The organism is Rugosimonospora acidiphila (genome assembly GCF_039543385.1).
Classification (GTDB): domain Bacteria; phylum Actinomycetota; class Actinomycetes; order Mycobacteriales; family Micromonosporaceae; genus Rugosimonospora; species Rugosimonospora acidiphila.
The window spans coordinates 126,263-139,854 of record NZ_BAABJQ010000003.1; the positions used below are offsets into that span (position 1 = coordinate 126,263).

13 protein-coding genes are annotated in these 13,592 nt (G+C 69.0%); 5 read left to right on the top strand and 8 right to left on the bottom strand.

Annotated features, from left to right (window positions below; all coding sequences use genetic code 11):
* Window positions 1–21: 21 nt before the first annotated feature.
* The gene (locus ABEA87_RS05855) at window positions 22–1,050 is read right to left on the bottom strand and encodes an aldo/keto reductase (protein ID WP_345626776.1); all 1,029 of its coding nucleotides are present in this window, start codon (window positions 1,048–1,050) and stop codon (window positions 22–24) included.
* Between the two features lie 79 nt (window positions 1,051–1,129).
* Here ABEA87_RS05855 and ABEA87_RS05860 point away from each other — a divergent pair, with 79 nt between their 5' ends.
* Window positions 1,130–2,017 (top strand): LysR family transcriptional regulator, encoded by an 888-nt coding sequence (locus ABEA87_RS05860; RefSeq protein WP_345626778.1) that lies wholly within the window; start codon window positions 1,130–1,132, stop codon window positions 2,015–2,017.
* 93 nt (window positions 2,018–2,110) lie between these two features.
* Here the strand turns inward: ABEA87_RS05860 and ABEA87_RS05865 are convergent, their stop codons facing one another.
* The 3 genes from ABEA87_RS05865 to ABEA87_RS05875 form a co-directional block, all read right to left on the bottom strand.
* Window positions 2,111–2,686, bottom strand: a complete 576-nt coding sequence (locus ABEA87_RS05865; RefSeq protein ID WP_345626780.1) for an alpha/beta fold hydrolase — start codon at window positions 2,684–2,686, stop codon at window positions 2,111–2,113.
* A 324-nt stretch (window positions 2,687–3,010) separates the two neighbouring features.
* Window positions 3,011–3,643, bottom strand: a complete 633-nt coding sequence (locus ABEA87_RS05870) for a hypothetical protein (protein ID WP_345626782.1) — start codon at window positions 3,641–3,643, stop codon at window positions 3,011–3,013.
* Window positions 3,644–4,104: 461 nt separating this feature from the next.
* A complete protein-coding gene (locus ABEA87_RS05875) occupies window positions 4,105–5,175 on the bottom strand; it encodes a serine hydrolase domain-containing protein (RefSeq protein ID WP_345626784.1) in 1,071 nt (356 codons plus the stop codon).
* 151 nt (window positions 5,176–5,326) lie between these two features.
* Here ABEA87_RS05875 and ABEA87_RS05880 point away from each other — a divergent pair, with 151 nt between their 5' ends.
* A complete protein-coding gene (locus tag ABEA87_RS05880) occupies window positions 5,327–6,037 on the top strand; it encodes a GbsR/MarR family transcriptional regulator (RefSeq protein WP_345626786.1) in 711 nt (236 codons plus the stop codon).
* Between the two features lie 93 nt (window positions 6,038–6,130).
* On the opposite strand, the gene ABEA87_RS05885 is transcribed toward ABEA87_RS05880, so the two are convergent.
* Window positions 6,131–6,847, bottom strand: coding sequence for a carbon-nitrogen hydrolase family protein (locus tag ABEA87_RS05885; RefSeq protein ID WP_425570775.1), 717 nt, complete (start codon window positions 6,845–6,847; stop codon window positions 6,131–6,133).
* Between the two features lie 322 nt (window positions 6,848–7,169).
* On the opposite strand from ABEA87_RS05885, the gene ABEA87_RS05890 reads away from it, so the two are divergent.
* The 3 genes from ABEA87_RS05890 (at window position 7,170) to ABEA87_RS05900 (ending at window position 10,022) form a co-directional block, all read left to right on the top strand.
* Window positions 7,170–7,682, top strand: a complete 513-nt coding sequence (locus ABEA87_RS05890) for a SigE family RNA polymerase sigma factor (RefSeq protein ID WP_345627350.1) — start codon at window positions 7,170–7,172, stop codon at window positions 7,680–7,682.
* 16 nt (window positions 7,683–7,698) lie between these two features.
* On the top strand, window positions 7,699–9,003 hold the full coding sequence (locus tag ABEA87_RS05895) for a hypothetical protein (protein ID WP_345626788.1): 1,305 nt from the start codon (window positions 7,699–7,701) through the stop codon (window positions 9,001–9,003).
* A gap of 476 nt (window positions 9,004–9,479) precedes the next feature.
* Window positions 9,480–10,022, top strand: a complete 543-nt coding sequence (locus ABEA87_RS05900) for a GNAT family N-acetyltransferase (RefSeq protein ID WP_345626790.1) — start codon at window positions 9,480–9,482, stop codon at window positions 10,020–10,022.
* A gap of 111 nt (window positions 10,023–10,133) precedes the next feature.
* Here the strand turns inward: ABEA87_RS05900 and ABEA87_RS05905 are convergent, their stop codons facing one another.
* The 3 genes from ABEA87_RS05905 to ABEA87_RS05915 are packed head-to-tail and all read right to left on the bottom strand — an operon-like array spanning window position 10,134 to window position 13,584.
* Window positions 10,134–12,386, bottom strand: coding sequence for an FtsX-like permease family protein (locus tag ABEA87_RS05905; RefSeq protein ID WP_345626791.1), 2,253 nt, complete (start codon window positions 12,384–12,386; stop codon window positions 10,134–10,136).
* Window positions 12,386–13,060 carry an ABC transporter ATP-binding protein gene (locus tag ABEA87_RS05910; RefSeq protein ID WP_345626792.1) on the bottom strand — a complete coding sequence of 225 codons (675 nt, stop codon included), beginning with the start codon at window positions 13,058–13,060 and terminating at the stop codon, window positions 12,386–12,388. Before ABEA87_RS05910 ends, ABEA87_RS05905 begins: the two co-directional genes overlap by 1 nt.
* Window positions 13,057–13,584, bottom strand: coding sequence for a PadR family transcriptional regulator (locus ABEA87_RS05915; RefSeq protein ID WP_345626794.1), 528 nt, complete (start codon window positions 13,582–13,584; stop codon window positions 13,057–13,059). Before ABEA87_RS05915 ends, ABEA87_RS05910 begins: the two co-directional genes overlap by 4 nt.
* Between the last annotated feature and the right edge of the window lie 8 nt (window positions 13,585–13,592).

Below are 13,592 nucleotides of genomic sequence, written 5' to 3' on the forward strand. Positions count from 1 at the left end.
TGCCAGTCGTAGCGGTTCGGATCAGCGGTAACCGCGGTGGTGGCGACGGCGGGCGGGTTGACCCGTTCGGTCCGTAGCCCGGGCTGTTACCGGTACCGCGAAAGATTGGCGGTCGCCCGACCAACCGGACCGAGGCACCAACTGCTCCAGTCGCCGCAGGTCGGCCTCGTCGATCCCAAGGGCCGCCCCCGCGGAGTTCTCTTCGACTCGGTCGAGCCGGCGCGTGCCCGGGATCGGCACCACGTCCGGTCCTCGCGCGAGCAGCCACGCCAACGCGAGCTGACCGGTCGTGATGCCCATGTCGGCCGCGATACTGGTCAGTGCCGTGATCTGGGCAAGATTCCGAGTCAGGTCGATTCCGTGGAAGCGCGGGTCGCCGCGGCGGAAGTCGCTGCTGTCGATCTCGTCGACGGCGAGCGTCGAGCTGAGCAGACCACGTCCCAACGGGCTGTACGGCACGAGCCCGACGCCCAGCCGGCGAGCGGCCGGCACCACGTCGTCCTCGGGATCGCGCCACAGCAGGGACCACTCGAACTGCACAGCGGCGACCGGGTGCACCGCGCAGGCCAGCTCCAACTGCTCGACGGTGACCTCGGACAGACCGATGTGACGCACCAGCCCGGCGCGAACCAGTTCGGCCATGGCCCCCACGGTCTCGGCGATCGGCACCTGCGGGTCGGCCCGGTGCAAGTAGTACAGGTCGATGACGTCGATCCCCAGCCGGGCCAGGGACGCCTCGGCGTAGCCCCGGACGTGGTCCGGGTGCCCGTCGAGGCGCACTCCGCCGGCGTCGCGGACGATCCCGAATTTGGTGGCGACCACCGCCTGTTCACGGCGGCCGGCAAGGACGCGGGCGAGCAGCCGCTCGTTGTGGCCGCCGCCGTAGCTCATCGCGGTGTCGAGCATGGTCACGCCGAGGTCGAGGGCCGCACGCAGCACCCGCACGGACTCGTCGTCGTCCACGGGGCCGTACCCCTGGGACAGTCCCATGCAACCGAAGCCGATCGCCGACGTGACCAGCCCTTGCCTGCCGAGGTGTCGTCGTTCCATGACTCCCACCTTCAACAGCGACGAACCATAAGTCAAAGACGCGTTTGTGATGCCACCTAGAAGCATTCACTATGAATCGGTGGAACTACGCCAGCTCGTGTACTTCGAAGCGGTCGTCCGGCACGCCGGTTTCAGTCGCGCGGCCGAACGCCTGCACGTCGCCCAGCCGGCGGTGTCGGCACAGATCCGACGGCTGGAGGCGGAACTGGGAACGCCGCTGCTGGAACGCACCACCCGGCGGGTCACGCTCACCCACGCCGGCCAGCTGTTCCTCGCCCGCGCCCGGACAGTGCTGGCCGAGATCGAGCACGCCCGCGCCGACCTCGACGAACTGGCCAGCGTGATGCGCGGGCATCTGCGGGTGGGCGCCACCCAAGGGCTCGCGTCGCTGGACCTGCCCGGGCTGCTCGCCCAGTTTCACCGGCGCTATCCGGGCGTGACGCTGGCCTTGCGCACCGGCCTGATCGACCAACTGCTGAAAGAGCTGGACTGCGGTGAACTCGACGTCGTTCTCGGACCGATTCACGCCGACCTGGCGCCCGGCTTCGTCGCCGAGCCCCTGGTGACCGAGGAGATAGTATTGATCACGCCGCCGGGCTGGTCACTACCGGGTGGCCCGGCCGCTTCGCTGGAGCAGGTGCGCGACGAGCCGTTCGTGTGTCTGAGTGCCGGCAGCGGCCTGCACACCATCCTGCTCGCCGCCGCGGCCGATGCCGGGTTCGAACCGCGCGTTCAGTTCGAGACATACAGTCCGGCCAGCATCCGTGAGCTGGTCTCGGCCGGCCTGGGCGTAGCGCTGCTGTCCGCATCGAACGCCGGGGCACCGGGCCCGTTGGTCCAGGTCCGTCAGCTGGCGCGTCCGCCGGAGCATCCACCGATCGGCATGATCCGCAGCCGCGCCGGCGCGTCGAAGCCGGTCGCCCGGGCGTGGCGGGCGCACCTCGCCCAGGCCCACGCGTCCAGCTGAGCGGACTGACGTCGAGGTGCGGGCGGATGCGCCCGTTCGTCCAGACGCGCGCATAACGCCGATGACTCGATCGGGAGGGCTGTGGGTGGTCAGCTATCCGCGGGTGGGTCCGAGCTCGTCAAGACTGATCGTCTTCGCCACCTCGGTCAGGTCGTTGCCCAGTTGGTGATCGCGTCCGGGCAGCCGGTGCACCCATGCCTGCGGGATGGCGCGGGCGTACAGGTCAGCATGCGACGGTGGGGCAATCTGGTCCTGGAGTCCATGGAACACGTGCACCGGCATGCCTTGCGGGAGCCTCGCGCCGAGGTCGGGTGGCAGCTCGAACTCGGTGCCGGGCCAGCCGCCCGCGCCGACGAACGGAGCGGCGATCAGCACTATCGCGCTGAGCTCCGGTTCCGGTGGCCGATCAGCGAGTAGGTTGATGAGGATCGTCGCGCCCACCGAATGGGCGGCGACGACCGCGCCGTCGTCCAGGTCCGTCATCTCCCGTCGGATGGCCGTGCTCCACCTGGCGTAGCTCGGGTCGTCCTCCTCGGGCATGCGTGGGTAGCGGACCTCGTACCCGTCTCCGAGCTGCCGCTTCAGGCTGTCGACCAGCTTGGCGTCCCATTCGTCGTGGGCGCCCGCGCCGCCGCCCTGGATGAACAGGATCTGCCGCGTGCCTGCCATGACGATCCGCCTTCCGCCGCTCGGTGACGATCCAGTGCGGTACCCGCTGCCGGCCCGTGGTAAGCCCCGGTGACCCCTGGGCGCTTGCGGCCGCACCCACCTAATCTATCCAGAAGAAGGTTCCACTGCCGTCGCGTTCACGGGCGTTGATGCCCCGGCAGTGAGACGACCGGATCTGCCGCCTGCCCGGGGGACGATGCGTGACGGGCGTGCGGTGGCGCCGGCGTGCGGACGTGCCGATGTCAGTGAATCCTTATTGCCCCTCGAACGCGAGCCGCGCACCGAAGCCGATCATCGCAACGCCGGTTGTCCCATCTAGCGGGATCAGTTCCCCTTCCAGCCGCTCTGCTGCGGCTGCTGCCCTTGCTGCCCTGGCCACCCCTGCGGCGCTTGTTGTCCCGGCCAGCCCTGCTGCGGCGGCTGCCCTTGCTGCCCTGGCCACCCCTGCGGCGCTTGTTGTCCCGGCCAGCCCTGCTGCGGCGGCGCGCCGTAGGCCTGGGGTTGTTGGGGCTGAGGGGTGCCGTACTGCTGCTGGGCCGAGGCGGCGTACGGGTGCTGGCCCATTGCCTGCGCCGGGTTGTACATCTGCGGCGGAGCCTGACCCGGCCCGAAAAAGGGGCCGGCTCCGGCGATCGCCGCGCCGCGCTGAGCGGAAGCGTTGCGCCGCTGGCGGATGCGGATCTCGCCGCCGAGCCAGGCTGCACCGCCGAGGATCATCAGCGGGCCGAGGACGAACATGACGATGGCCTCGCGGTGGTTGGATGACTCCTGCTGCGACAGGTTCTTGTTGTCGGTGGAGCCGTTCTGCGTGACCTCGCAGGTGTCGCCCTGCTGCATCGTCTGCCCGCCGCAGTCAGCGGGGTGTTTCCAGGTGAACACGCCGCCGACGACAAAGAGCACACCGAACAGCGTGCAGAGCACCGAGTATGTCAGGCTCTTCGCGGTACCGGATCGCATGGTGGATCTTCTGGCCATGGCCGTTCGGTCTCCGGACGGTCGAAGGGTTTGATGCGGGCGGGCCGCCTACCTCACCCGTTGCGGCGCCGCGAACCCGGACCGGTCCCGGGACTGACGCGGATGTTACCAGGTAGATCCATTCAGTTCACCGACTGCCCGGCCGGGCTCAGCAAGGCCCGCTCCGCGGTAAGCATGCTGCGATAGATCGGCGCGGGTGGGTGCTGGTCGACGAGGGCTCTGGTCCAGTGGCCCACGGCGTCTTCGAGCCTCGGTGGCCGCCGCGCCGACCCGTAGCAGAGGTCGCCAGCGGATGCGCGGTGGCCGGAACCAGTGCGGCACCGTGAAAACGGTGCTCGAATCCGCAGAACCTCCGGCCCCGGCGGGGAGAGGAGATCTCGCCCGCCGGGGCCGGACATCGCTTAGGGGTGACCTGCGCGCACTGCCTTTCTGGTACCAGCTGTTCAGGTCAAGGAGCCGAATTCGGCGTCCAACGCGCGGGCGAACACGTCGAGGGTGGTCCAGTCGCCGTTGATGCTCTGGGCGAGCAGGTGGCTGCCGCCGATGCTGCCCATCACGTACGACCAGGAGCCGTGGATGGCTCCGCCGTGCCCCCACACGGTGGTGCCGCTCGGCAGGCGCTGCGAGTAGACACCGAGCCCGTACGTCGTGTCGGGGATCCAACCGCCGCCATCGGTCGAGATGCCGGTGAACATCTCGCGGTGCAGGTCGGGCGGCAGCAGCAGGCCGCCGAGCAGTGCGGCGAAGAACTGGTTGAGGTCCTCCAGGGTGGAGATCATGCCGCCGGCGGCCCAGCCATGGCTGGGGTTGAGTTCGGTCACGTCGTGCACCGGCGCGTCTGGTCCGGGCAGCATCAGCTTGGAGTAGAGCCTCGGGTGCGGGCCGTCGATGCCGGTTTCGTCGCCGGGCACGTAGGTGCTGGTCAGGCCGAGCGGGCCGGCGATGCGGTCGGCGACCTCCGCTGCGTAGGCGTGCCCGGTGACCCGTTCGATGATCATACCGGCGAGGATGTAGTTGGTGTTGGAGTACGACCAGCCGGCGCCGGGCGCGAACAGCGGCGGGTGCGCCAGCGCGATTCCGACCAGCCGCTCCGGCGTGAACGTGTCGTCGCGGTGAGCCAGGAACGCCGGCCCGACGTAATCGGCGAGCAGCTTCTCGTCGAGTACGTAGTTGAACAGCCCGCTGGTCTGTTGGAGCAGGTGGCGGATGGTGACGCCGGTGCCGTCGAGGATGCCGGGCAGCCAGCTTTCGACCGGGTCGTCGAGGCCCAGGGCGCCCTCGCCGACCAGCGTGAGCAGCACGGTGGCGGTGAACGTCTTGGTGGTGCTGCCGATGCGGAACCGCTGTTCTGGACGGCGCGGCGCGCGGATGTCGGTGTCGGACACGCCGGCCGCGCCGAACCAGGTGGTGTTGCCCTGCCGCACCGCGGCGGCGTAGCCGGGCGCCACCCCGGCGGCCACGGTCGCGTCGAGCACGTTCTGAACCCCGGCGTGTGTGGCGATGGTGTCGGTCATCTCGTTCCTTTTCTCAGGTCTCCCGGATCGCCCCGAACGCTATTTTGCGTTCAGGTAAGCCTCAACTGGGACGCCTTGCTGACATGCCTCTGACCAGGTGTTATAAATCTGTTTTGCAATGATGGTGCGAGCGAACGCAAGGAGGGGTGCGGTGCCCGGCGGCAGGCTCACCCACGACCAGCGGCACTACATCGCCGCGGGGCTGGCCGGCGGCGCCAGCTACACCGAGATCGCCCGGGACCTGGGCCGGCCCGCCTCGACGGTCAGCCGCGAGGTGCTCCGCAACGGCGGACCCGCGGGTTATCAAGCCGACGCGGCGCAGCTCGCCGCCGAGCGGCGCGCCCGGCGGCCCCGTCCTGCCCGCGCGGCGGCGGCACCGGCCGGGGTCGACGCGTACGGCCGGGATCCCCAGACTGTGCGGGAGTTCGCGGATGGGTTCACCGCGCTGCTGGTCGGCACCGGCCTCCCGCGGATGGCGGCGCGCGTACTGGTCTGCCTGTACACCGCAGACAGCGGCAGCCTCACCGCCGCCGACCTGGTACGGCGCCTGAGCGTCAGCCCAGCCTCGATATCCACCTCGATCCGCTACCTCGAAGACCAGGCGTGGGTGCGCCGAGACCGCCGCGGCCGCCGCGAGCGGTACCTGGTCGACGACGACATCTGGTACCGCGCGTTCCTGGCCAGTGCGCGACGCAACGCGGCGCTGGCCGAGGCGGCCCGGCGCGGCGCAACCGTATTGGGCACCGGCACCCCGGCCGGCGGGCGGCTCGCCGCGGTGGGCCAGTTCCTCGGCATGGCCTGTCAGGACATGACCCGGGCCGCGACCCGCTGGCGCGACGCGGTGGCCCGCGACAACGGGTGACGGTCTACCCGTGTCATGAAGTCCCCGTTCAGGGACTTCGGAACACGCGGTAGGCGGGTTGTGTTCCTACCCGATGGTCCGCGCCGCGCGGCCTTACAGGGTGAAAACAGCCCGTGCGAGGTCGTCGGGGGCGGTACCTGCCTCGGCGATGAGTTCGCCTTCCGCGGACCAGATGCCCGAACGACCGGAGGTACGGTCGAAGCCACCACCGGTGGGACCCGCGAAGGCGGCCGTGGCCACCCACACCCCGTGGTCGGCGGCAACCCGGCGGGCGCGTTCGCCGTGAACGTCGGCCTCATGGTCGGCGTGGACGACTCCGGCGACATATCCGTCCATGCCCAGGGCGGCGGTCTTGACCGCATGTTCAGGAACTCCTGTGTCGCGGCAGACGGCAAGCCCGAGTCGCCAGCCGTCCACCTCGATCACCGCGGGTTCGCCAGGCACGAAGCGGTCGGCCTCGTCGCCATGCAGGTACACCTTCGCGTAGACCACGCGTGCGCCTCCGCCATCCATCGCCAGCACCCCTATGCCGGGACCTGGTACGGGCGCGCCCACCAGGGCAATCGTTCCAGTCTCGGCGCACGCAGCGACAATCGGAGCCAACCGCTCGTCATCGGGTGCGATCGGCGCGGCGTTCAGCTCGTATCCGGTCAACGACATCTCGGGGAACACCACCACACGCGCGTCCGCCGCGCGAACGGCTTGCGCATGGGCCGCGGCGTTGGCCGCCACAGCGTGGGCCACGCACCTCGGCTGCGCCACCGCGACGCTCAATGCCTGCTTCACAATTGGCCGCCCGTCGTCTGTCATCGGATCTCAGAGATCACCCTACCCAGGTGCGGCCAAGCCACGAGAACCGGCGCTTCGTTTTCGCGAGACTTCGTTCGGTCTGTTCGTCAGCTTGATCGATCTCGGCGCGAACGCGGTCGGCTCCGATTACGAGAGCGTCCATAGTGTCCGAACGATGACCGGCAGCGAGTCGTCGACGTGGTACACGAGTTCGTCGTCACGCAGCCTGTCGGCAGCGCGACAGCGCCTCGGAAATAAATTCGCAACCGACGGCGCCGCCCGTACGTGTTCGACATGCCCGCCCATGAGGGCGGCATGACCGAGGAAGGAAATCGTGACCGCAGTGAAAACACCACAGGCGGCCGCGCCTCGCGCGTCGACCGCGGCGGATGGACAGGGCGACTTCGACGAGTTCTACGCGGCCAAGTTCGACGTTCTCAGGTCGCAGCTCTTCGCGTACCTGGGTGATCGGGCCGAGGCGCAGGATGTGGTCCAGGAGGCGTTCTGCCGGGCGTACAGCAGATGGGAACGGATCCGCAGGTACGAAGACCCCTATTCCTGGGTGCGTCGGGTCGCCTGGAATCTTGCCACCAGCAGGCTCCGCCGGCTGGAGACGACCCGAAAGTTCCTGCACCGCGAACGCGGAGAACATTTCGACGGGCCGTCACCGGATCGCGTGGCGCTGGTCGCGGCCTTGTCGAAGATACCGGCCCAGCTCCGTAAGGCGATCGTCCTGCACTACCTGGGGCAGCTGTCCGTCGCGGAGATCGCTGAGCAGGAGAGTGTGGCCGAGGGAACCGTCAAAAGCTGGCTCAGCCGGGGGAGAAGCGCCCTGGCCGAGCACCTGAAGGGATGACTGGGAAGGATTGGTAATGACTGACAACTTGGACGAACTGGTTCAGGGCGCGTTCGCCGAATTCGACGCCGCCGAGCGCTCCGCCTACCTGCCGCTGCCGGGCACCGCGGCGGTACGACAGACGGTGGCCCGTCAGCGCAGAGTCCGTCTCACCGTATTCTCGGTGGTCGGAGCGTTGCTGGTCGCCGCCCCGATCGCGGCGTACGCCGCCAACCCACGGGGCAACAACTCGCCGCCCGCCACGGGAGTCTCGCCGAGCCCGACGGCCTCGGCCAGCCCCACCCCGGCCAGCCCCACCCCGTCGGCCACTCCGTCGGCCGCGTCGACGGGTACGTCGTCGGCCACCTCTTCGGCGGTCGCCGTGGCGCCGGCGGACGTGCGCAACGCCACGCTTCAACTCCCGGCGTTCCCCGGCGAGGAGACCGCGTGCAAGGCGAAGGGCAAGAAGACCTTCGTCGACGGTACGGCGAAGCTGTCCGGCAGCGTGAAACTCGTTGTCGGGGAGTTGACGCCGATCCGGGCCAACCTCGACGGCGTCCCCGGCGGCGAGGAACTCACCACCATTCGATGCCAGACCGAGGAGTCGCTCAACGTCACTCAACTGCTGGCCCTGAAGGTCGCCGCGGACGGCGCGCTGACCCCGATGGGGTACGTGGTCAACTCGACGGACGCCGCCAACCTGAGCGCGACATTCTCCCGCGAGAGCATCACGGTCGACGACGGCGTCGTGCGGCTCACCGCCTACGGCCCGTATCAGACGAACGGGTGGCAACCCTGCGACCGGCAGGTTCGGGGCTACGCCTTCCGCAACGGTGCCTTCCGCCAGGTGAGTGGGCCGACTAGCTTCCACAAGCCCTCCAAGGACTACCACCAGGTCGACTTCCGCAACACCGGCCTGCTGATCGGCATCGAGGACAATGACGGAGGCGGTACGGAGTACTGCGTACCGATGGCCAACGGCGTCGGTGAGTCCAATGTGTACAACAGCGGCAGCGCCAGCGGCGGCACCACCCACTACACCTTCACCATCGGCTCCGTCTCCTTCGTCAACGCCAGCGACGGCGAGGCCACGTTCGCCATCCTCACGATGAGGTCGTCCGACGGCAAGACGTCGCAGACCCTCCAGCACTTCGCGCACGACGGCGACTACCCGCTGGGCTACCAGGTACTGCGGTCGGGCACCAACGGAGTCACCGCCATCAAGGGTGCGAAGGTCAGCGGAGCCACGGTACAGGTCACCGTCACGACCGCCGGTGGAGACCAGGTCTGGTCGTACGTCCCCTACGCCACCAACCAGAACTGGCAACGGGTCACCCCGTAGCCCCTCAGGAAATCCAGCCGGCCCGCCCGAACAGGGCGGGCCGGCCGCAAAAATCCTCGTGCCACACGCCGGCACCCGGTGGGAGTTCCTGTTTCGCCTCAGCCGGGGTAGAAGCGCTGCCGCCGTCTCCGGCCTTGGCGACATCGGTCATGACGCTGCGACCCGTTCGCGGATCTCCACCGCCTTCTCAAGCATCTGCCGAGTGCTGGTGAACCAGGCCTGGAGATTCAGATCCACGGTCCCAGCTCGCGCGCAGTTCCGCGGCTCCGGCTGGCCGGGGTGTGGTGAGCAGCGGCAGCCAGCCGTCCGCGCGCTTGGCGATGCGCCGCACGGCCTTGGAACTGGTGCCGCGCGTCTCGCCGGTGATGTGACGCTCGATCAGTGGCTCGTCCTCGGGGCGCCGTCCTCACTGCCGACCTGGCTGTCGCTGGCGAAAACCAGATGACCTCGGCGTACCACCTGGGTACGGTCGGGCGATGCCCGAGCTGAAGCGGCTGCACGCCGGCCATGCCCCGGCGGTCCTGGCCTTCGAGTTGGCCAACCGCGCCTACTTCGCCGCCTCGATCTCCGACCGCGGCGACGACTTCTTCGCCCGGTTCACCGACGGGTACCACGCCCTGCTGGCCGAGCAGGAGACCGGCATGCGCGCCTTCTACGTGCTCGTCGACGAGGACGGCTCGGTACTCGGCCGGTTCAACCTGGTGAACATCGAAGACCACACCGGGGAACTTGGCTACCGGGTCGCGCAGCATGTGGCCGGCCGTGGCGTGGCGACGGCGACGGTCCGGGAGCTGTGCCGGCTGGCGGCGGCCCAGCACGGGCTGCGCACGCTGCGGGCGGCCGCCGCCAGCCAGAATGTCGCGTCCCAGAAGGTACTGACCAAAGCCGGGTTCGTCGCCGTCGGCCCGGCCGACCCGGCCCACCTCGGCGGTAAGCCAGGCACCTGGTATCGGCGCGACCTCGTGCACGACCTCGTCCTCAAACCCGCGGCGGTTCGAAGCGACCCTGCTGGTTCATGACGACAGTGGATGCGCCGCCATCGAGACCAGGCCAGCCAGTGGTCGATGGTGTGGTTGGTGGTGGTGAAGAGTTCGGCGAACAGGCGGCGGATCTTGTTCGGTCACATAGCGTTACTCGAACCGGGCATTCTGGGTTGCGGTGATCCGGCTCAGGATCGGCAGACACGCCGCGATGATCGCGACCGAGATCAGCAATCCGCCGCATAGAGTCAGCGCGTAGCTCGGGTGCGGCAGTACGACGCCATGGCGTTCGGGCGCGAGTGCCCGGGCGATCGGGTAGGCAACCGACATCCCGACGCCGGCCGCGAGCACGGTCGCCGCGATCAGTGGCATCACGGTCTCCAACAGGACGGTGCGATAGAGAGTGCCTATCCCGGTACCGGTGACGCGCAGCAGCGTGAACGGCCGCTTGCGCTCCACCAGGCCTCCGGCGATGGCCACCGCGAGCCCGCAACCGGCGACCAGCAGCGTGACGCCGGCGAGGATGGTGACTATCCGCTGGATCTCCAGATACAGCTTGGCGCGCACATCGCCGACCTCACCGAACGTCACCGGCGTCTCGTAGGGCGAAATATCCTCGCGGTAGCCACTGAGTACGGTGCGGACCCGTTCCAGGGTTGCCTGGCTGTCCACCTTGACCATCAGGTCGCTGACCAGTTGCTGCGTTCCGTCCTCGGATGCCGCATGGCTGTTCGACGTGATGAACGGCAGGTAGTCGTTGAGCGCGCGTAGGTTGTCCGTGTACATCGCGCTCCCGTCCATCAGGACCGCGCGTGCGCCCGCCGGGCACACGCCTAGCGCCGGCAGCCGCTGCGCGTCGGCGCACCGCACGACCAGCTGGCCGCCAGGCCCCGACATCGGCCCTTCGTTCGGCAGCAGTACGGCGTCGTCGGCCTGGGACGGATGGTAGAGGGGGACGGAGACCGTGCCGGGAATCGCGGCCAGTTTGGCAAGCAGCGGGCCAGCTTGGGACGGCGTGAGCCCTTCGATCGTGCCCGGGCCCGGTTTGAGCTGATCGCCCTGAAGGAACCCGACCCGCAGGACGTCGCGCAGCGGACTGGTGTGCGTGGTGTCCTGCGAGTCGATTGCCGCTGGTACCAGCGCGGCCAGCGCGGTGCCGACCATGACCGCGAGCATCAGCCCACTGACGGCCCGGAACGAGGCGCGCGGATTGTCGGCCAGCCGGCGCGCGGCCAGCAGGCTGGACCCACCGAAGGTCCACCGAGCCAGCAGCCGAGACGCCATCATGGTCAGCCACGGTCCGGAGATCATGAGTCCGGTCATGACGAGGATCAGGGCGAGTACGGCCAGATCCGGGGTCCCGCGGGAGCCGCTGGGCGAGGTGAGGACCGGAATGATGAAGATCGCCAGGCCGATCAACAGCGGGATGACGCGCCACGAACGGGGTGCGGCCGGCGTGGCTCGCCGGGTGACACCGAGCGGCGAGATCTGCACCCGGCGCAGGGAAAGTAGGCAGCTGATCGCGGCCGTCACCGGGACGGCCACGAGGATGCCCACGAATCCCCATCCGGTGGGAGTGATCGTGTCGTCGAAAAAGCGGTATCCCAGCAGCGGAATGTCTTTGAGCGCGGGACGGAGGACGGTATAGAGCCCGGTACCCAGTGCCGCGCCGAGGACCGCGCCGGCCACCGCGTCCACCGAGGCGACCACGTTGATCTGCGAGCGTTCCGCGCCGACCAGCCGCATCGCCGCGTACCGTTGCTCACGGCGGGCCGCCGCCATCCGCGTCGCGTTGCCGATCAGCACGAGCATCGGGATGAGTAGCGCGACCGCGCCCATCGCGAAGCCGAACTGGTAGAACTGAGAGGTGGACAGGCCGTGCGGTGCGGTCTGGACCCGCCCGACCCGCATCGTGTGCGGCAGGTTCGTCAGGTCGGAGGCCCGGTGCCCGATCACGATGACGAGATCGTCCGGGCTCTGCAGGCCGGCCGGACCGATGATTCCGGCCGGGGCGCCGGGAAAGCGGTCACCGAGTTCGTCCCCGGGCGTGGTGCGCAACAGTGTGGCCAACTCGGGAGAGACGTAGTACTGCCCCGGCGCCGGCATCGCCGACAGACCCGGCACCACCGGCGCGTGCGCGCCTACGATCGCGACGTCCAGCCGGTGCATAGTCGCGCCGTCGTACTCGTCCTCGCTGTAGTTCCACAGCAGCGAGCCGTGCGCGTCTGTTGTGCTGGTGCACTGCCAGCACGGCTTGCCGATGGCGTCCCGGTAGGCGTGATACATCGCCAGCACCGATAGCAGCAGCCCGACGCCGACGGCTACCGATAGCGCGGTGACCACCAGGCGGGTGAACGCCTCCCGGCCGCTGCGCAGCGTCATGTGCAGTCCGAAGCGGATCATCAGACCCGTGCCCCCGTTGCGATGACCTGCCCGTCGCGGACCGTGATCTGCCGGTCGGCGTGCGACGCGACCCGCGCGTCATGGGTGACGAGGACGACCGCCGTGCCTTCTGCCCGGACCGTGTCCACCATCAGGTCCATCACCTTTTCACCGGTCAGCGAGTCGAGCGCGCCGGTCGGTTCGTCGGCGAACAGCACCTTCGGCCCGGTGACCAGCGCCCGGCCCACGGCGACCCGCTGCGCCTGGCCGCCGGACAGCTCACCGGTGCGCCGATCCTCGAGTCCGGCCAGTTCCAGGCGCGGGAACCACGACCTGGCCCGCTCATAGGCGGTACCTCGGCGCACTCCGGCCAGCAGTAACGGCAGCGCGACGTTGTCGACCGCGGTCAGTTCCGGTACGAGCTGGCCGAACTGGAACACGAACCCGAAGTCGGTCCGGCGCAGCCGGGTGCGCTCCCGGTCGGGCAGGGTGTCCAATCGTCGTGCGTCGAACGTCACGGTGCCGCTGTCCGGCGCGAAGATGCCGGCCAGGCAGTGCAACAACGTCGACTTGCCGGATCCGCTCGGCCCCATCACGGCGAGAATCTCGCCAGGCTCGAGGGACATGCTGGCGCCATGGAGCGCGACCGTGGCGCCAAAGGTCTTGGTGAGGTTGTCCGCGGACAGGATGGTCATCGGCTGACCTCGTCTCGGAGTTGGTCGAGCCGGGCCGCGGTCATGTCGATCCAGCGCAGGTCGGCTTCGAGGTGGAAGAGGCCGTAGTCGGCCAGCATGGTCCGGCTCAGCGGGCCGGCCTTGCGCATCGCGGTGAGTTCGCGCATCCGCTCGAGGTGCGCGTCGCGCTGGAGGTCCAGGTACCGTGCGGCCGGACGGTCGGACAGCAGGGCCAGGACGACCTTGACGAAGAGGGTGGCCTGCAGCATCGGCTCTGGCCGCTCGGGCTCGGACAACCACGTCTCGACGTGGGCGACGCCGGTATCGGTGATCATGTACTGCTTGCGGTCGGGACCGCCGCCCGGGGTAGCGCCGAGCACCTGGATCTGCCCGTCGCGTTCCAGTCGGTTGAGCGTGCCGTAGAGCTGGCCGAAGGACAGCGGCCGCCCGTTGTCGGCGAACAGCGTGTCGTAGGAGCGCTTGAGTTCGTAGCCGTGGCTCGGCTCGGGTTCGAGCAGGCCGAGGAGGGTCGTGGGGACATTCACCCAAGCAC